The organism is Streptomyces abyssalis, assembly GCF_001751365.1.
Taxonomy (GTDB): Bacteria; Actinomycetota; Actinomycetes; order Streptomycetales; family Streptomycetaceae; genus Streptomyces; species Streptomyces abyssalis.
This window is the reverse complement of the sequence record NZ_LJGT01000041.1, coordinates 778,199-797,033: the sequence shown is the minus strand read 5'-3', so window position 1 is coordinate 797,033 and position 18,835 is coordinate 778,199. Positions and strand designations below refer to the sequence as shown.

Below are 18,835 nucleotides of genomic sequence, written 5' to 3'. Positions count from 1 at the left end.
TGCTGCGGGCGGCTGTTACACGGTTCCGGCCCTGTTCGGCGTCGTGGCGGCGTCCCGTCTGCTGTCCCGCTGACGCCTGCCGGTGCCGGCTCAGGCTGTACTACCGCATCAGGGCCCGGAGTTGACTCTGCGGAGCCGTCAAGTCACGGCTCTGGTGCATAAGTGCGAATACGTGATACATAGCGGGGCACCGGCCATCGGTGGCATGTGCGTCCGCTCGCAGAGGGCCCGGTGGGGCGAGGAGTTCGTGACGACTGGGCGAGGAGCGGCCTCTCGTGTGCGAGCAGACGTGTGAGCGGCAGTTGACGTGCGCGCTGTCCGGCGACGCGGAAGGGCCCGCGCGTCCGGCGCTGCTGCTGGTCGGCGGCGAAGCCGGCATGGGCAAGAGTGAACTCGTACGGCGGCTGCTGGAGTCGCCGGCGGCGAGATGCGTGCCGCGGCTGGCCGTCACCTTCCGTACGTCCGGCGGGCCCGACGTCGCCGATCCCGGCGCGGCGGCCGGCTCCGTCCCGCATCCTTCCCTGGAGTCGGCGCTCGCCTCCGTACGCCCCGCGCTGCTCGTCGTCGAGGACGTGCACCACGCGGACGAGGAGAACCTCCGGCTGCTGCGGCACCTGCTGAGTGATCCGCCCGCACGCTTCATGGCCGTGCTCACCTACCGGCCAGGCCAACTGTCGCGGCCCGGGCTTCCGTTGGGCCGTGCCGTGGACTACCCGTCGCGGCTGTCCGTCACCCGCTGCTCGCCGCCTCCCCTGGACGAGCGGCAAGTACGCGCTCTCGCCGGGGAGTTGCTCGGTGCACAGCGCTGCACCCAGGAGTTCGTCACGGGGCTGCACCGCCGGTCCGCGGGCATACCGCAGGTGGTCGTCGACCTGCTGTGCACACTGCGCGACTCCTCAGGCGGCCGGAACCGAAGGCACTTCACAGCCGGGGACGTGGACGAGGCGGGCGTGCCGGTCCGCCTGGCCGAGCTGGTGCTGGACAGGGCGGGTGCCCTGCCGGAGCGGCACCGTCCGGTCGTCTGGGCGGCCGCGGTGCTCGGCGAGCCCGCCGGCGCACGCGATCTGGCCACCGTGGCGGGGCTGACCGGGGACGGCGGCCACGAGGCGCTGGTGGCGGCACTGAACGGCTCGGTGCTGCGGGAGACGGAGCAGGGCCGGTACGGGTTCGCGGTACCGCTGGAGGCCTCGGCCGTGTACGAGGAACTGCCGGGGCCCGTACGGGAGAGGCTGCACGAACGCGCCGCGGCGATGCTCGCGGACCGCGCCCCTGTGCCGTGGACCCGGGTCGCCCGGCACTGGCAGGGCGGCGGCCGTACGGAGGACTGGCTGCGTGCCGCGGAGCACGTGGCCGCGGGCGGCTGCGGCGAGAGTGCGGACGGGAACCCGGAACGGGACGGGGACTTCGGCGAGGGCGACGAGCGCGGGGACGTTGCCGGCGGCGGGGACGAGGCACGGTTCGCGCTGCTGGAGCAGGTCCTGGGTGCCGTGGGGCTGCCGCCGGACAAGCGGGGCCGGCTGGCGCTGAACCTGGCTCGCGGGGCCATGTTCGGCCCACGGTCGGAGGGGACGGCGCGGGCGCTGCGCGGGATCGTCGACGACCCGGCGCTGCCGGCCGCGGCTCGCGGTGAGATGCGGCTCGAACTCGGTCTGCTGCTGCATAACCAGAAGCGCCGCTTCGAGGAGGGGCGGGCCGAACTGCGGCGCGCTGCCGAGGAGTTGACGGAGCGGCCCGCACTGGCCGCGCGGGCCACGGCGGCCCTGGCCAACCCGTTCTTCCCCGGCCTCGGTCTGCGTGACAACCTCGCCTGGCTGCGGCGCGCCGAGGAGGCGGCAGCCGCCTCAGGGGACCGCACGACGCGCACGGCTGTCGCGGCGTGCCGGGCGACGGTGCTGATGAACTCCGGTGACCCGGAGGCCTGGGGACTGGTGGAGAGGCTGCCGCGCAACAGCCCGCGGCGGGCCGAGAGGCAACAGGCGGCACGCGGGCTCTGCAACACGGCCAACGGTGCGGTGTATCTCGGCCACCATCGTCGGGCCGGTGAACTCCTCCTGGAGGGCGTCGAGTTGGCCGTACGCAGCGGGGCGCCGTTCCTGGAGCGGGTGGGTCGCGGCACGGCGCTCCTGCGCGACTGGCTGACGGGCCGCTGGGACGGACTCGCCGAACGGTGCACGGGGCTCGCCGCCGAGGACGGGGTCGCGAACGACGCCCGCGTGGTGCTGGCCCTGCTGGCGCTGGCGAAGGGCGAGTGGGCCGCGGCGGAGGACTGGCTGCCGTGCGGTGAGCCGCGCCCGTCCGGAGCGTCCGAGCCGCCGGCGTGCGAGGCGTGGGAGGCCTGCGAGGCTCCCGTCGCGACCACGGCGGCAGGGGCGTACATCCGGCTGCGGCTGGCACGCCAGGACGTCGACTCGGCGGAGAGGGCGGCCGCTTGGGCCTGGGAGCGGCTGCGGAGGAAGGGCGTCTGGGTCTGGGGCGCGCCGCTCGCGCCCTGGGTGGCCGAGGCCCACGTCCGCGCAGGCAGACCCTCCGAGGCGCGCGAGAAGGTGGGCGAGTTCGCCGACGGCATCGCGGGACGGGACGCTCCTTCGGCCGCGGCCGCGCTGCTGTGGTGCCGGGCCGTGCTGGCCGAGGAGGACGGCGAAGTGGAGGCGGCCTTCGGACGCTTCGAGGAGGCGGCCGCGGCCTATGCGCGGCTGCCGCACCCGTACGCGTCCGCCCTGATGGCCGAGCGTGCCGGGCGCTGCGCGTTCCTTCTCGGCAGCGACGCGGAGGCTGCCGCGCGCCGTCTCGGGGAGACGGTGGAGCAGCTGACCGCGCTCGGCGCGGTGTGGGACGCGGCCCGTGTACGGGCGACGCTGCGCGCCCACGGCCCCGCGGCGGCCCGGCGCCGGGCCCCGGGGCGTCCCTCGTACGCCCAGCGGATGTCCCCGCGTGAGGGCGAGGTGGCGGAACTCGCCGCGACCGGCCTGACGAACAGGGAGATAGCGGCCACCCTCCACCTGTCTCCGCGGACGGTGGAGCAGCACGTCGCGCGGGCGATGCGCAAGCTCGGCATCAGCTCACGGCAGGCCCTCGCGGAGCACACCGAACCGGCGGGACGCGGCCCCGGATAGAGCATGGGCCTGCGGCGGGCGCGCGACGGGCGAGCGGCCGGGCCGGGTGCCGTCACGCGCCTGCGGCCCCCGGCGTGGTTCCGCCGGAGGCCGCCTGCCGGAGCCTGTCCGGCGGGATCAGCCGAAGGCGGGTGCACCGGACGCCGGCCATGGTGCCGGACCCCCATGCGGTGTGAGTTCACACGGCTGCGGCACGTCTGTCCTGCCGTAACCGGGGCCTCTCCCCCGGCGGGGCCGGGGGGAGGTCAACCACACGCCTGCGAGGGTCCGGCGGCATGACGACAGCCGCCATCCGCACGTTCGGCTGATCCGCCGGAGACGGCGGTGCCGTCAGCACATGGTCGGCCGCATCACCTCGTACGCGCTTGCCCAGTTCGCGCATCCCGCGGGGGAGTGCCCGTACCAGTTGTGCCCGAACTCGTGCGCGGCGAGCAGGGCGAAGTCACTGACGAGCGTGGAGAGCATGATGCGCTGCCCCTGGCCCCAGTTGCACCCGACGACGTTCCCGCCGCCGCAGCCCTGCACGTAGCCGCCGGTGCACTCGACCGGGGTGCCGCTGGAGGACGTCTCCTGGGCGTCGCCCCAGAAGTTCGCGCCCTGGCGTATCGGGCCTTCGAGACCGCTGCAGGAGGAAGTGATGTGGTACGTCCAGGCGGTGAAGCCTGGACTGTCGTCACGGGGGGCGTCGGGAAGTGCGGGGGAGCCCGGCGCGTCACCGGTGGGGAAGCCCTCCGAGAGTGCCGCTTGGCCGGCCTGCTGCGCGACGGCGGAGACGGCGGCGTCGGAACGTGCTGCGTCGCTGATCTCGGCGGCGGTCGCCGAGACGGGGAAGGCGAAGACGAGAGCGAAGACGAGAGCGGCGGCGCCGGTCAGTCTTCGAAGCAGCGTGCGCATTGGCAATCTCCTCTGTGGGGGGCGGCGTTCACCCGCGTCGGGCGGACCATGGGTCCCGTGGGGGGTACCGCCGCGAATCCTCGGGCCCGAACCGGGGGCCCGCATACCGATCGCCAGGGAAGCTACTCACGGATCCGTGACGCGCCTATACGGGTCGGGCGATATACGGATACGCAAGAAACCCACGGAGCGCCCGTGCCCTCCCCGGACACGAATGCGCCCCGAGCCCGCTTCGTACGGGCGGAACCGGGGCGCCGAGGGCGTGTCCGCACAGCGGCGGCGCCCGCCCCCTGGGCCTTCGCCCGGGGCGGGCCGCCCCCCGCGACCGGCGACGCTGAGCCCTCACCGGAACCGAGTCCGGGGGCGGGACCTCGCGGACACGCCCCAGGGAGTCACGCCGCGGCGGGCAGTCAGCGGTCAGGACCTCCTGGCGAGGGCCGCCGCGTCGCTCCCGCTGATCGCTCTGTCGAAGGCCCTCACGTCGTCGACGGTGCCCTCCACCCCACGGAAGCCCGCGCCGCCCGACAGCCCGCGGCCGACGGCGAAGTCGCCGTCGGAGGCGAAGTCGCCTTCCTCGTGCTCGGTCGTGTCCTCAAGCCGGCCGTCGACGTAGAGACGGATCTCGTCGTCCTTGTCGTCGTAGACACCGGTCAGGTGCGTCCACACTCCCGTGTCAGGGCCGAAGTCGGTGGCCGCCTCGTCGGCTTCGGCCTCCTCCGCGTCCTCTTCGTCCTCGTCGGGGATGCGCATCTCCCAGCGGTCCTCCTCCGCGTCGTACTGGAGCAGGAAGCCGCTGGACCGGTCCGCGTCCTGGGTGACCACGGCCTGGTCGTCGCCGAGGCTGTCGAGCTTGACCCGCGCCGACACGGTGAAGCCGCGCTCGGTGTCGACGACGGGGCCGTCCGAGACGACGGACTGCTGTCCGGCGAACCGGACACCTCCCCCGGCGGCGTCCGGGGGCGGCGAGCCCGCGAAGGTGCCGCTGCGGCCGTTCTTCGAAGTGTCGGCCACCACACCGCCCTTGACCCCCTCGAAGACCCACTCCAGGATCGCGCCGCGTACGGGAGCCCTGGAAGCGGGGGGCGGGGCCTTGCTGCGCTCCGGGGGCGGCTTGGAGCTGGGGGTCTCCGTCACGGTCGAGGTGGCCGTGGCGGTCGCGCGGGGAGGACCGGGCTGACCGGGCGGTGCGGGCTGCGCGCTCTCGGACGGGCCGGACTCGTTGCCCTGTGGCGCACCGGGCCGGAGGCTGCCGGAGAAGGCGAACGCCGCGGCCAGGGAGGTGAGTCCGATGATGGCGAGGCTCTGCAGCACCCGGGTGGTGCGCCGCCCCCCGGGGAGGACAGGACGGGCGGGGCCCCAGCGCCCGAAGAGGCGGCGGTGCATCCGGCCCGGCGTGTGCCTCAAGTGCGCGCCGCCCGGGAGGAGTTCGAGGGCGGTGCCCACGGGGGCGTCCTCCTCCGCCCTGATGGCGACGTACTCCTCGCCTCCCCACGGCAGGACCGCCTCCGCGAGGAACGCCCCGCAGTCGACGCGCATCCGCCCGAGGTCGGCGACGGCCCGCGAACAGGCGGCACAGCCTTCGAGGTGCGGCGCGAGATCCGCCGCCATGTCGATGGCCTTCTCCTCGGCGTAGGCCAGGACCATCCGGTGGAAGGGCCGGCACTCGTCGGCCAGACCGGCCTGGTGGAGCTGTACGTAGACGTTGTACAGCTCGTTGCGCGCACGCCGCTCCAGCAGGTGCACCGCCTCGCCGCCGGGGCCGAGGATCTCCTGGATGCGCTCCGTCTCGTCGTGCTCCACGGCCTTGTGCCACAGCACCGTCTGGCTGTGCTCGGTCAGCCCGGCGAAGGCCCGCGAGGCCACCGAGAGGGGGTGGAACTGCGGCTGGGCGTCCTCGTCGCCGGTCCCATGCGCCGGAGCGTGCGCGGCGGCCCAGGAGACCAAGTCCGGGCTGAGAACGCTCTGCTGCTCTGAGCGGGACCATGCGGCGGCCGTACGCAGCACGACGGACAGCGCGTGTGGACGCACCGCACCCGAAGCTTCTCCGTCCTGCGGCCGCAGCGCCTGTTTCCACGCCTGGCCGGCCAGAGCGTCCGCCGCCGAGGAGCTGACGACGCAGGCCGACGCGAAGACTCTCACCGCCTGGAAGTGGCGTCGCTCCAGCTCACGGAGCGCAGCGTTCGACGGCTCCCCTCCCGCTCGTACGAGACGGAGCAGGTCCGCATCAGACAGACGTGCGCATTCCATCCGTTCGTTCAATCTCCCCGGCAGTCCGCTGCGCCTCCCGTACGAGCCGGATGCCTCACGTGCGGGTCGACGCCCTGACCGCGTCGGTGGCAATGGTCATTCTCCAGCTCATCGGAAGGAGGCTGAAAAGGCCATAGGCAATATGTACCTAGCCGGGGACAGCTCTCGATGTGACCGTCCAATCACCCGGTGGGGCAGGGTTGAGGGATGCGGCATGGCCGGAACGGGTGGTTACCGGCGGGTCCCAGCGGGCCGGGGTTTGAGGCGCGGCGTGAGGAGCAATGCCCAGTCGGACCCGGCAGCCGGTACGGCCGGGCAGCCGGAACCCGGCCCGGCTGCCCGGCAGCACGGCTGACTGCCGGGACCGCCCTGCTCCGCTCACAGACGCGGGTCGACCGGCTCCGACTCCAGCGCCAGCACGGCGAACACCGCCTCATGGACCCGCCACAGCGGCTCCGCGGCCGCCAGCCGGTCCAGTGCCTCCAGGCCCAGCGCGTACTCGCGCAGCGCGAGCGACCGCTTGTGCCCGAGGGAACGGGAGCGCAGCCGCGACAGATGCTCGGGCCGGGTGTACTCGGGACCGTAGACGATCCTCAGATACTCCTGCCCGCGGCACTTGACCCCGGGTTGCACCAGTCCGTTCCCGCCGCGCACGAACGCGTCGAGCGGCTTGACGACCATGCCCTCGCCGCCCGACGCGGTGGTCTCCAGCCACCACTTGACCGCTGCGGCCTCGCTCTCGGGATCGCCGGCCTCCACCGTGACCCTCGCGGTCGCGCGCAGCAGCTCCTCGCGCCCGGCCGCCGCTGCGGCTCCCCGGTCGGCGTCCACGAGCCGGTCGAGCCAGGCCAGTTGCCCGCCGTGCGGCACCGCGGCGAGGCTGCGTCCCTCGGCGGCGAGTATCTGGAAGGGGGCCAGCCGCACCCCGTCGAGACCGTCCACGGGCCAGCAGTAGCGGCGGTAGGCGTCGGTGAACGCCCAGGTGCACTCGGCACGTTCGCGCTGCCGCTCCAGCAGCGCCGCGACGTCCTCTCCGCCCACTCCCCGCTCCACGGCTGCCCGGAGAGCCGCGACCGCCGGCGGGAACACCGCCCCGGCGGCGGCGCCGACGGCCGCGTACTGCCGGCGCAGCAGCCCCGACGCCTTCAGCGACCACGGCAGCAGCTCGGCGTCGAACAGCAGCCAGTCCGTGGCCAGTTCGTCCCACAGACCGCTGCCGGCAACCGCCTCGCGCAGCCTCGCCAGGAACTCCTCGGTGAGCGCGGGCTCGTCGAAGAACGGCCGCCCGGTACGGGTGTGCACGGCGCCGCTCGTGCCGTTCGCGGCTCCGAACCGGCGCCGCGCCGTCTCCGCGTCCCGGCACACCAGCACGACAGCACGCGAGCCCATGTGCTTCTCCTCGCACACCAGCCGCGACACACCCTCCGCGCGGTAGGCCGCGAAGGCCTCCGCAGGGTGCTCCAGAAAGCCCTCCTCCGAGGAGGTCGCGCAGGGCGCCATCGTCGGCGGCAGATACAGCAGCAGGTGCGGATCGACGGCGAAGCGGCTCATGACCTCCAGCGCCGCCGCCGAGTTCTCCTCATGCACCGAGATCCGGCCGTGGTGCGCCGTCTCGACGATCCGCCGTCCGGCGACGTCGTTCAGGTCCAGCGGCCGCTCCCGGTGGCCGGACGTGCCCGTCGCCGCCACCGGCCGCACCGGCTCGTACCAGACCCGCTCGGCCTCGACTGACTCCAGCTCACGCTCCGGCCAGCGCAGCGCGGTGAGCCGGCCGCCGAAGACGCAGCCGGTGTCCAGGCAGATGGTGTTGTTGACCCATGACGCGGACGGCACCGGCGTGTGCCCGTAGACGACCGCGGCGCGGCCCCGGTACTCCTCGGCCCACGGGTAGCGCACGGGCAGGCCGTACTCGTCCGTCTCGCCCGTGGTGTCGCCGTACATCGCGAAGGCCCGCACCCGTCCCGACGTGCGGCCGTGGTACTTCTCGATCAGGCCCGCGTGGCACACGACGAGCGCGCCGCCGTCCAGCACGTAGTGGCTGACGAGCGAGTCGACGAACGCGGCGGCGCGCGCCCTAAACTCCTCGCTCTCACCCTCCAGCTGCGCGGCCGTCTCGGCGAGGCCGTGGGTGAGCTTCACGTTGCGGCCCTTGAGGAAGCGGCCGAACTTGTTCTCGTGGTTGCCGGGCACGCACAGCGCGTTTCCCGCGCCGGTCATGCCCATCACCAGCCGCAGCACGCCGGGGCTGTCCGGACCGCGGTCGACGAGGTCGCCGACGAAGACGGCGGTGCGGCCCTCCGGGTGGCGCGCGTCCACGGGCCGGCCCTGCCCGTCCCGCAGGAGTTCGTAGCCGAGGCGCCGCAGCAGGGACTCCAGTTCGGCACGGCAGCCGTGTACGTCGCCGACGATGTCGAACGGCCCGCTCAGATGCCGCAGGTCGTTGTACCGCTTCTCGATCGCGATCCCGGCGGCTCCGGCCTCTTCCGGGCTGCGCAGCACATGCACCCTGCGGAACCCCTCGCGCTGCAACTTCCCCATGGAACGGCGCAGTTCACGGCGCTGCCGAGGCAGTACGTGGCGGCCCATGCCGGCCCGGTCGGGCCGCTGCGCGTTGCGCTCGGCGCACACCTTCTCCGGCATGTCGAGGACGATCGCGACCGGCAGCACGTCGTGTTCGCGTGCCAGCTTCACGAGTCTGCCTCGCGCCTCCGGCTGCACGTTCGTCGCGTCGACGACGGTCAGCCGTCCCGCGGCCAGCCGCTTGCCCGCGATGTGGTGCAGGACGTCGAACGCGTCACGCGTGGCGCCCTGGTCGTTCTCGTCGTCGGCCACCAGGCCCCGGCAGAAGTCCGAGGAGAGCACCTGTGTGGGCAGGAAGTTCCTGCGGGCGAAGGTGGACTTGCCCGATCCGGTGACGCCCACGAGGACGACCAGCGACAGGTCGGGCACTCCGAGCAGCGGCGACGCGGTGTCCGTGGCTGCGGTCATCTGCGGTCCCCCTGCTCGTCTTCGGTTCTTCGGGTGGCGGGCTCCGCCGCCGGTCCGGTCCGGAACACGGCCATCTGCGTCGGCGGGCCCACCTCCGGGTCGTCGTCGCCGACGGGCACGTACTCGACGCCGTAGCCGTAGCGCCCCGCAACCGAGTCCGCCCAGGCGCGGAACTGTTCCCTGTCCCACTCGAAGCGGTGGTCAGGATGGCGGGACCGCCCGGCGGGCAGCGACTCCCAGCGGACGTTGTATTCGACGTTCGGCGTGGTCACGACCACGGATGCGGGCGCCGCCGTGCCGAACACCGCGTGCTCCAGGGCCGGCAGCCGCGACGGGTCCACGTGCTCGACGACCTCGCAGAGCACCGCCGCGTCGTACCCCTTGAGCCGTACGTCGCTGTAGGCGAGCGAGCCCTGCGTCAGCTTCACGCGGGCCGCCTGCCGCTCCGGCATCCGCTCCAGGCGCAGCCGCCTGGCGGCCTCGTTCAGCGCGCGCACCGACACGTCCACGCCGACGACCTCCGTGAAGCGGCTCTCCTTCAGCAGCGCACCCACCAACTGCCCCTGGCCGCAGCCCAGATCGAGGACGCGCCGCGCCCCCTGGCCGTTCAGGACCCGCAGGATCGCCTCGCGGCGCCGCACCGCCAGCGGTACGGGCTTCTCCTCGGTGTCCGCGTCCTCGTCGACCGCGTTGTCCAGCTCCTCCGCCTCGCTGTCGTCGGCCTCGGCGAGCCTCGCCAGCTCCAGCCGCTCCATGGCGTCCCGGGTCAGCGTGCGCCGCCGGGTCAGATAGCGGCGGGTGATGAGCGTCTGCTCGGGGTGGCCGGGCAGCCATCCCTCGCCGGCCTGCAGCAGCTTGTCGACCTCGTCGGGTGCGACCCAGTAGTGCTTGGCGTCGTCCAGGACCGGCAGCAGTACGTACAGGTGGCGCAGCGCGTCCGAGAGCCGCAGCTCTCCGGTGAGGACGAGGCGCACATAGTGCGAGTCGCCCCATTCGGGGAACTGTCCGTCCAGCGGGAGCGCGTCGGCCTCCACGCTCCAGCCCAGGGGCTCCAGCAGGCGCCGTACGAGGGCGGGACCGCCGCGGGCGGGCAGCGCGGGCACCTCCACGCGCAGCGGCAGATCGCGCAGGGGGAGCTCCGGCTTCGCGTCGCAGCGGCCCTTCATCGCGGTGGCGAAGACCGTCCGCAGGGCGACCGCGAGCAGCGAGGACGCAGCGTATGGACGGTCGTTGACGTACTGCGCCAGTGCGGTGTCGGGTGCGCCGCCGCGGCCCTTGCCCCTGCCCCGGCGCACCAGCGAGACCGGGTCCACGTCGAGGAGGAGCGCCGCCGTGCAGCGCGCGGGCGAGGCCTCGGGGTAGAAGACGTGGGCGTCGCCGTACGACGTGGCGAACCGCTGGGCCCTCTCCGGGTGCTTGTGCAGGAGGAACCCCAGGTCGGTGGCCGGGCTGCGGGCGTCTCCCGTGGTGCTTATCGTCAAGAACACCTGAGCGAGTATCGCCGCTCGGGGCCCGCTTCCCCACTGCTTTTCCCCGGTCCCGTACGCGTGCGTGACGTGGGCCTTCCGCTGTCCAAGGCGCGTGGTTTCGGAGTGCCCTCTCCCCTTGCGCGCGGGCCGGGTGGGTCCGGACGCGGGCCTGATGCGTCACAGCTGTGGCAGGGCTCGCGGCACTCAAGATCTGCCAATTCCCGTACGTACGGGGGTCCTGCGGCCGCCGGGTCCCTAATCTGCTCCGAACCGACTTCCTGCCAGGGGGCGAGACCATGGATGCTCCGACAGCATGGCCGTTCGTCGGGCACGAGCGGGAGATCGCCGACTTCGAGGAGGCGCTGGCGAGCGAACGGTGGCAGGCGTTCGTCGTACACGGACCGCAGGGCATCGGCAAGTCGCATCTGGCGCAGGTCTGCCGCGAGCGGGCCGAACGGCGCGGCCATGCGACCGGCAAGGCGATCGCAGTGTCCGAACCGGGTTTTCCGCTGGCCTCGTTGGCGCATCTGCTGCCGCAGGGGACGAGCGTCCGGGACTCGGTGTCGCTGTTCGGGAAGGCGCGCGACGCCCTCACGGAGCGGAGCGCGGCAGCCGCGAGAGCCACGGGAGGCACGGGCGGGGCGTGCGGCGCGGCATGCTCAGGCGGAGCGGCGGGGGCGGGCGGCTCACCGGGCGGAGGCGGGGCAGGCGGCTCGGGCAGCCGCCCCGGCACCGGCACCCCGAGGAGGTTCACGCTCGTCGTCGACGACCTCGACGGACTCGACGAGGCCTCGGCATCGCTGACGGCCCAACTCCTCGAATCGGGAACCGTCTTCCTCGTCGGAACGGTCGGCTCCCTGCAGAACCTCGGCCCCGTCGCGTACCGCCTGCAGGCGGGCGGGCAGACGCGGCGGGCCGAACTCGGCGGTCTGAGCGAGCCGTTGGCCGGTGAGGCGCTTCGCCGGGTGCTCGGCGGTCCCGTCGAGCCGCGCACCGTCTCCCTGCTGCACAGGGTCAGCGGCGGAAACCCCTGCTATCTGCGGGAGTTCGTCCTGCACTCCCTGGCGGAGGAGAGCCTCGTCGACGACGGCGAGTGGTGGACGCTGATCTCGGACGTCGGCACCACTCCCCTCCTGTCGGAGATGGCGGAACGGCGCCTGGCCGGGGTCTCCGCCGAGACCCGCCGGACCCTCAACCGGATCGCCCTGTGCCAGCCCGTGGAGGCCTCCAGCCTTCCCGACGGTGCCCTCGACGAGCTCGAAGTCCTCGGATTCGTACGGACGTTGCGCGACGGCCGCCGCGCCTCGGTCTCCCTGCTGCATCCCGCGCACGAGAAGGTGCTGCGAGCCGCCATCCCCTCCCCCGAACGCAGGCGCATCCTCGGCGACGAGGCCGAACTGGTGCGGTCGATGGGCGCGAAGAGGTTCACCGACAAGATCCGCATCGCCTCCTGGCAGCTCGCCGCCACCGGTTCGGCCGACCCCGACACCCTGCTGCGCGCCGCGACCCTGGCGCGCCGCACCCAGAACTTCCGCAAGGTGCGCGAGCTGTCGCGCGCCGCGTGCCGTGAGGGCGAGGACTTCCTCTCCCGGCTGCTGCTCGCGGAGTCGCTGTACGAACTGGGCGATCTCGACACCGCCTGGGAGGTCTTCGAGGAGGCGGCGGAGCGTACGGACGGCGAGTTCGACCGTCTGCTCCTCGCGCTCGGCAGATCGAGGCTGCTCGCCTGGGGGTTCATCGACGCGCGCAAGGCGCTGGACGTCAACGCGGAGGCAGCGCGCGAGGTCCGCGAACCACGCCACCGGGACGTGCTGACGGCCGCCCGCGGCGCGATCCTCATGGCCTTCGGAAGGCCCGAGGAGGCACTGCGGGTCGTCGACGGCCCGGGCGCCGACGACGCCGGTTCCGACGGCAACTGCATCGCCGGAGCGCTCGGAAACGGCTCCCGGGCGACGGCGCTCGTGGCCACGGGCAGGGTGAAGGACGGCGCGGACGCGGCGCACGACGCGTACGAGGAACGCCTGCGCCTTGAGGAGTCACCCGCGATCCCGCACCCCGTGGAGTACCTCGGCATCGTGATGTTCGCGCTGGAGGAGGAGGGCCGGCTCGACGAGGCGTACAAGACCGGCGAGCGCGGCTGGCAGGAGGCCCTCGCCGACGACGTCGCCGGCGCGGAGGCGCTGATCGCCGCGGCACTCGCACGCTGTTCCCTCCTGCTCGGCCGCCCCGCCGAGGCGCGGCGCTGGGCCTCCCAGTCCGCGTGCGTCGCCTCGCGCAACTCCTTCCCCGGCACCCTGCACACCGCGCTGGCCCGCAAGGCCGAGGCCGCCGCCCTGATGGGGGACGTACCGGCCGCGGCCAAGGCGGTCGACGCCTGTGCGAACCTGCCTCGCTGGGGGATGTTCCGTTCCGAACTGCCGCTCGGCCAGGCGTGGTTGCTCGCCGCGCAGGGAAAGCAGCAGGCGGCCCGGAGCGTGCTGTGGGAGGCGGCGGAGGACGCACGTACCGCGGGACATCTCGCCTCCGAGGCCAGGATTCTCACCGACGTGGCCCGGCTCGGCGACGCGAAGGGAGCCGAGCCGCGGCTCCTTCACATCGGGCGTACCTCGGACGGCGCGCTGACCGCGGCCCGTGCCTCGTACGTCGCCGCTCTGGCCGCGGCGGACCCCGAGAGGCTGATGAACGCCGCCCGGCTGCTCGCGGCGACCGGAGCGTCGCTGATCGCCGCGGAGGCCGCGGCATCCGCCTGCACGCTGTGGATCCACCGCGGCGAACAGCGGCCGGCCACGGCCGCCGAGAACCTCGCCCTCTCACTCCAGCGGAACTGCGAGCAGGCCCGCACTCCGGGGCTGACGGTGCTGGGCGCGGCGAAGCACCTCACCGTCCGTGAGGCGGAGATCGCCGGGCTCGTGTGCTCCGGGCTCACGAACGTCGAGGTGGCGGAGGCGGTCACGATCTCCAAGCGGACGGTCGACAACCACCTCCAGAACATCTACCGGAAGCTGGGTGTACGGAGCCGGCGGGCGCTCAGGGCGGAGTACCTGAAAGAGGACTTCGCCTGACGCGCGGGGGCGCGGACGTCAGGGCCGGCCGGGGAACTCTCCCTGCGACGGGTGCGTCCGGATTCATCCGGGGAGAGGGACCCGTCCGGCATCTTCGCGAACGTCTCCTCGACGGTCTGCTCGATGAGAGCGATCTTCTCCCGCCATGAGCACCTCTTGATCAAGGCGCTCATCCGCTGAGCCTCCACGGTGGTGGGCGACACCCCCACGAGAAAGGACGGGCAGGAACATGCGCCGCAGGGGGAACTCGTTGACGGAGGTGACGTGAGGCCGGCGCACGACCGAGACGTTGACCCGGATCGCGTCTTCGTTGCCCGGCGGGACGCCCGCCCGGTCCGTTTCGACCGCCACGTAGCGGAAGCCGTGGGTTACGGCGCCCTTGCCGACCCAGCCGTTTCAGCGGCAGCGCCGGGCGAAGTCGCGCAGGATCGTGGAAGCGTGCATGCCGGGGCCGGTGGAGCATCGTGTCCCACCGAGAGCCGATGGAGGCACAATGATCCGGCGAATCTGGCATGGCTGGACGACCCCGGCGAACGCCGATGCCTATGAACGGCTCCTGCGCGAGCGGATTCTCCCCGGCATCGTCGCCCGGGGCATCGCGGGCCTGCACGGCCTGGAGGCATGGCGTCACCAGGTGGGTGAGGAGATCGAGTTCGTCACCGTGATGTCTTTCGACGATCTCCAAGCGGTCGCGGAATTCACGGGTGGTGACCCTGGTCGTTCGGTGGTGCCCGGGGCGGCCCGCAGACTACTGGCACGGTTCGACGAGCACTCTCAGCATTACGACCTGGTCGCCGCGGCGCCGTTCGAGGCCCCGCGGGCGCCGGAGTCCACGGATAACGTGGGCCGGTGACCAGGTTCCGCTCTTCCGCCCTGGCGGCCCGGACGCTCACCGATGTCGAGGGCGTCCGGGTCACCGATGTGCGATGCCGTGCTCCCGTCGATCCGCCCGGTGCACAGGAAGCCGGCCCGCTACGTCGCCTGGTCCTGCCGCTGCGTGGGGTGTTCTCCTGCGCCGGGCATGGGACTTCGTATCTGCTGGAGCCGGGCAGTGCCATCCTGCTGGAGCCCGACGAACCGTACCGCTTCGGCCACCCCGTGGAAGGCGGAGACGAGTGCGTGGTGATCGCGTCGGCGGCCGAGGTCTGGGATGAGGTCCCGGCACCGGAGGCTCCAGCCAGGCAGGGTCACCGGCTGATGCTGGATTCCCGCGACCTGTTGCGCACGGCGCTGTTCCGCGCCGCTGCGAGGCGGCACCACGACGATCCCCATGCCGTTCGCGAACTGGCCCTGCTTCACCTCGGTGAGATCACCTTCAGATGCGGCACCGCGGGCGACCGCCCCAAGCCGGTGCCGCCCTCACAGCGGCGTGCCGCTCACGCAGCCGCCGCATACATCGCCGCGCATTATGCCGAGCCGGTCCCGCGACTGCTGGACAGCGCGGCGGCGGCCGTCGCCTGCTCCCCCTACCATCTGGCACGAGCCTTCCGCGCCGTTCACGGCATGACGCTGCATGCCTACCGGGAACGGCTGCGCACCGCGGCCGCCCTCAAGGCGCTCGCCGACGGCGCGGAGAACCTCGCCCGGCTGGCCACCTCGCTCGGCTACGCCAGCCATGGCCACTTCACGGAACGACTGCGGCGTGCTGTCGAATCGCCACCGTCGCGGATACGGGACAGGCTCCGGGAGACCGCGGGCACGGCACCCGGCACGAAGCCCGGGCGGGCCCGGCCGGACTGAGCCCCGCACCGTCCGCGACGACATACGCGCCGGCAGGCCCAGCGGTCCTGGAGGGCCGCACCCGCGACCGTCACCGTCCGGCCAGCGCCGCCGCCTCACGCGCCGTCAGCGCGCGCTTGAAGGCCCGTACGTCGTCGATCGTCCCGTCGAATCCCCGGACGAACACCTCACCCGCCAGACCGCGGCCGACGGCGAAGTCCCCGTCCGCCTCGACGGGTTCGAAGATGCCGCCCAGGCTTTCCGTGGTCCTCCGGAAGACTTCGTCGGCGAGCTCGCTGCCCGCCGCGCCGGGGCCGAAGTCGAAGTCACCGTTCCCGTTCCCGTTCCCGTTCCCGTTGCCGTTCCCGTTGCCGTTGCCGGACGACTCCCCGAAGAACCCGCCTCCGCCTCCGGCTCCGCCCCCGTCGCCGCCGCCGAAGCCGCCGCTCCCGAAGCCGCCTCCGTCGCCGCCGCCTCCCGAAGTCGTCGTGGTGGTCGAGGAACTGGTCGTGGTGGACTCGCCCACGTCCGCCTCCGCTTCGCCGGTCCCCACGGTGTCCTCCAGCTCGCCGTCCACGTAGAGACGGAGCTCGCCGGCGCCGGCGTCGTGGACGCCTGTCAGGTACGTCCACCTGCCGGCCGAGGGTTCGGACCCGGAACCGGCCTGGATCAGGTCGGCGTCCTCCTCGTCCTCCTCGGGAATGATCATCTCCCAGCGGTCCGAGTCGGGGTCGTACTGGACGGAGAAGCCACTGATGTACGACGCGTCCTGGCTGACCACCGTCTGGAAGTCCTCGGTGTCGTTCAGCTTCGCGCGGGCCGAGACGGAGAAGCTCTTCGAGGTGTCGACGACCGGGCCGTCCGAGACCACCGACTGCTCCCCCGCGAACTCCAGCGCACCTCCCTTCACGAGCTCCGGGACCGGGTCGCCGTCGAGCGTTCCGTCGACGCCGTTGCCCGAGGTGTCCGCGGTGACCCCGTCGTCCACCGCGCCGAAGAGCCACTCAAGTGCCGCTCCGCGCACGGGAGGTGCCGGTTCGTAGCCCTTCCCCGGAGGCTTCCCCGGTGACTTCGTCGCCGTGACCGTCGAGGTCGCGGTCGCCGTCGGCTCGTTGCCGGCGGGCGGCGCCGGTGCGCCGGAGGTGTTTCCCGGGCGCGGAGCGGCGCTGTTCTCGCCCTGCCGCAGCCCGCCCGTATACGCGACCGCGACGACGAGCGAGCAGAGGCCGACGAGCGCGGCGGACAGCACCACGCGGCGGGCGCGGGAGCTGCGTTCCCCGCTCACCAGCGCGGACACGACGGGGACCGCGAGCGCTCGGCCGCGGAGCGCGCCGAGCAGCCGCTTCCCGGGGCGCAGCGCTCCGCCCGCGCCGGCCGCGCCCATGGCGGCCCACCGTTCCACGGACGACGGCTCGGAGACGTCGAAGGTCGCGGAGGAGACGGTGTGAGCCGCGAGCGCGTAGTCGGCCCCTCCCCAGGGCAGCAGCGCCTCGGCCAGCACGCTCCCGAACTCGAAGCGCATGCGCTCCAGATCGTCGACGGCCCTCGCACAGTGCGCGCACCGGTCCAGGTGCGATACGAGGTCGCCCGGCGTGTTCATGGACGTCTGCTCCGCGTAGGCCAGCAGCATCCGGTGCAGCCGCCGGCACGCGTCGTCCGTCATGGTCTCCTGGTGGAGACTCACGTAGCTGTTGTAAAGCTCCCTGCGCGCACGCCTGTTGAGCAGTGAGACGTCCTCGGGTCCGCCGCCGAGCAGTTGGTCGACGGTCGCCGTGTCGTCGTGCTCGACCTCGTGGTGCCACAGCACCGTCTGGCTGCGTTCCGGGAGGAGTTCGAAGGCCCGCGCCGTCAGGGAGGAGGCGCGGAACTCGGCGAGACGGCCGGCGCCCGCGCCCTCGCCCGGTCCGGCACCGGACAGGGCATCCGCGTCCAGGCCGGCGTTCCCGTCCCTTTCCCCGGTCGCGTCGTCCGGCTCGAACCAGTTCACCAACTCCGGCGCCGGCGCGTCCCGCCGGTCCGTACGGAGCCAGTCGGCGGCGGTGCGCAGGACGGCAGCGAGCACACGCGGGCGCATGGCCCCCGTGATGTCCTCGTCCAGCGGCCGCAGCGCCTGCTCCCATGCCTGCTCGGCCAGTGCCTCACCCGCCGAGGGTGCGGCGACGTCCGCGAAGGCGCGTACGGCCTGATGGTGGCGCCGCCGCAGCTCCTCGCGCGCGCCCGGAGACCGCTCCCCCTCCTCCTGGACGAGTCGGCGCAGCTCGGCGTCAGACAGTCGCGTGAATACCATCCGCTCGTTCATTCCCCGTGCAGTTGACGGCGTCTCAACCAAGAGACCGGAGCTGAACTCTGGAGCGCGGACGCAGCACCGCGGCCGCACCTTGTCCTCACCCAGAATCACAGGCCGTGACAGCCGGGGCATGAGCAATATGTACCTAGACCGGGCGACCGGTTCCTGCGGGGCCCGCTGCCCCGCCGGGCCGACCGTCCGCCGGGGCGGGTGCGGGCCCGCGTCCGCGGCCCCCGGCGCCGTCCGGTCACCGTTTTAAACTGGAGGAAGGTGATGAAAGCGACACCTGGGAGGCCGCCATGAAGGCCCGCTTCGTGATCGAACCGGGTGAGGGGAAGTCGGTCGACTTCGGTGGGATGGGCATCGACTTCAAGATCCGCGGCGACGAGAGCGACAAGCAGTTCTCGGTCGTCGAGCACCCCATCGCCCCCGGCCGGCTCGTACCGCCGCACACGCACACCCGCGAGGACGAGTTCTCCTACATCCTGCAGGGCAGGGTCGGCGCCCGCGTGGGCGACCAGGAGGCCACCGCCGGTCCCGGCTCGTACATCCTCAAGCCACGCGGGATCATGCACACCTTCTGGAACGCCGGACCGGAGCCGGCGAGAATCCTGGAGATCCTCTCCCCCGCCGGTTTCGAGGACTTCTTCGAAGCGGTCGGCGAGGCCGCCGAAAAGACCCCCGACCGCGAGGAGTTCCTCCGCATCCGCGAAGAGCTGGGCCACCTGCACGGGCTCACGTTCTCCGACGAATGGGTCCACGAGCTGACGCGGAAGTACGGGCTGCGGCTGATCGGCGAGTAACCGCGCAGGCGCCCGCTCTCAACGCCCCGGTCCGGCGACGGGCGGTGTCGCGGTCCACGTCCGCCGGGCGGACAGCCGGGTACATACGGCCCGGAGCGGCCCGGCCCGCCCCCGCAGCCCCTCCCCGGCACGAACGCGGTGGACTGCCGCCCCACGTGTGATCACGCGTTTCCAACGCTTACGCACAATCGTCACCGAAGGCACATTGCCCGGCAGGCCGTGGCACGCAAGTGTGTTCGCAAGCCGGATCACG

The 18,835-nt window shown here is 72.8% G+C and carries 11 protein-coding genes; 6 read left to right on the top strand and 5 right to left on the bottom strand.

Annotated features, from left to right (window positions below; genetic code table 11):
• Positions 1 to 275: 275 nt before the first annotated feature.
• The gene (locus tag AN215_RS24360) at positions 276 to 3,113 is read left to right on the top strand and encodes a helix-turn-helix transcriptional regulator (RefSeq protein ID WP_245694687.1); all 2,838 of its coding nucleotides are present in this window, start codon (positions 276 to 278) and stop codon (positions 3,111 to 3,113) included.
• 330 nt (positions 3,114 to 3,443) lie between these two features.
• Here the strand turns inward: AN215_RS24360 and AN215_RS24355 are convergent, their stop codons facing one another.
• The 4 genes from AN215_RS24355 to AN215_RS24340 all read right to left on the bottom strand — a co-directional run bounded on the left by AN215_RS24355 (position 3,444) and on the right by AN215_RS24340 (position 10,729).
• Positions 3,444 to 4,007, bottom strand: a complete 564-nt coding sequence (locus AN215_RS24355; RefSeq protein ID WP_070010989.1) for a hypothetical protein — start codon at positions 4,005 to 4,007, stop codon at positions 3,444 to 3,446.
• 417 nt (positions 4,008 to 4,424) lie between these two features.
• Entirely contained in the window at positions 4,425 to 6,254 is a 1,830-nt protein-coding gene (locus AN215_RS24350) for a LamG domain-containing protein (RefSeq protein WP_070010990.1), read from the bottom strand.
• 378 nt (positions 6,255 to 6,632) lie between these two features.
• Entirely contained in the window at positions 6,633 to 9,242 is a 2,610-nt protein-coding gene (locus tag AN215_RS24345) for a polynucleotide kinase-phosphatase (protein ID WP_070010991.1), read from the bottom strand.
• Entirely contained in the window at positions 9,239 to 10,729 is a 1,491-nt protein-coding gene (locus AN215_RS24340; protein ID WP_070010992.1) for a 3' terminal RNA ribose 2'-O-methyltransferase Hen1, read from the bottom strand. Before AN215_RS24340 ends, AN215_RS24345 begins: the two co-directional genes overlap by 4 nt.
• A 278-nt stretch (positions 10,730 to 11,007) precedes the next feature.
• On the opposite strand from AN215_RS24340, the gene AN215_RS24335 reads away from it, so the two are divergent.
• The 4 genes from AN215_RS24335 (at position 11,008) to AN215_RS30535 (ending at position 15,513) form a co-directional block, all read left to right on the top strand.
• Positions 11,008 to 13,773: a LuxR family transcriptional regulator gene (locus AN215_RS24335; protein WP_070010993.1), complete on the top strand. Its 2,766-nt coding sequence runs from the start codon at positions 11,008 to 11,010 to the stop codon at positions 13,771 to 13,773.
• Between the two features lie 51 nt (positions 13,774 to 13,824).
• Positions 13,825 to 13,953, top strand: coding sequence for a hypothetical protein (locus AN215_RS30710; RefSeq protein ID WP_275521529.1), 129 nt, complete (start codon positions 13,825 to 13,827; stop codon positions 13,951 to 13,953).
• Positions 13,954 to 14,266: 313 nt separating this feature from the next.
• Positions 14,267 to 14,626 (top strand): antibiotic biosynthesis monooxygenase, encoded by a 360-nt coding sequence (locus AN215_RS24330; protein ID WP_070010994.1) that lies wholly within the window; start codon positions 14,267 to 14,269, stop codon positions 14,624 to 14,626.
• Entirely contained in the window at positions 14,623 to 15,513 is an 891-nt protein-coding gene (locus AN215_RS30535; RefSeq protein WP_070010995.1) for a helix-turn-helix transcriptional regulator, read from the top strand. Before AN215_RS24330 ends, AN215_RS30535 begins: the two co-directional genes overlap by 4 nt.
• A 70-nt stretch (positions 15,514 to 15,583) precedes the next feature.
• Here the strand turns inward: AN215_RS30535 and AN215_RS24320 are convergent, their stop codons facing one another.
• Positions 15,584 to 17,779, bottom strand: a complete 2,196-nt coding sequence (locus tag AN215_RS24320; RefSeq protein WP_070010996.1) for a LamG-like jellyroll fold domain-containing protein — start codon at positions 17,777 to 17,779, stop codon at positions 15,584 to 15,586.
• A 299-nt stretch (positions 17,780 to 18,078) separates the two neighbouring features.
• Here AN215_RS24320 and AN215_RS24315 point away from each other — a divergent pair, with 299 nt between their 5' ends.
• Entirely contained in the window at positions 18,079 to 18,582 is a 504-nt protein-coding gene (locus tag AN215_RS24315) for a cupin domain-containing protein (RefSeq protein ID WP_070010997.1), read from the top strand.
• Positions 18,583 to 18,835 lie beyond the last annotated feature (253 nt).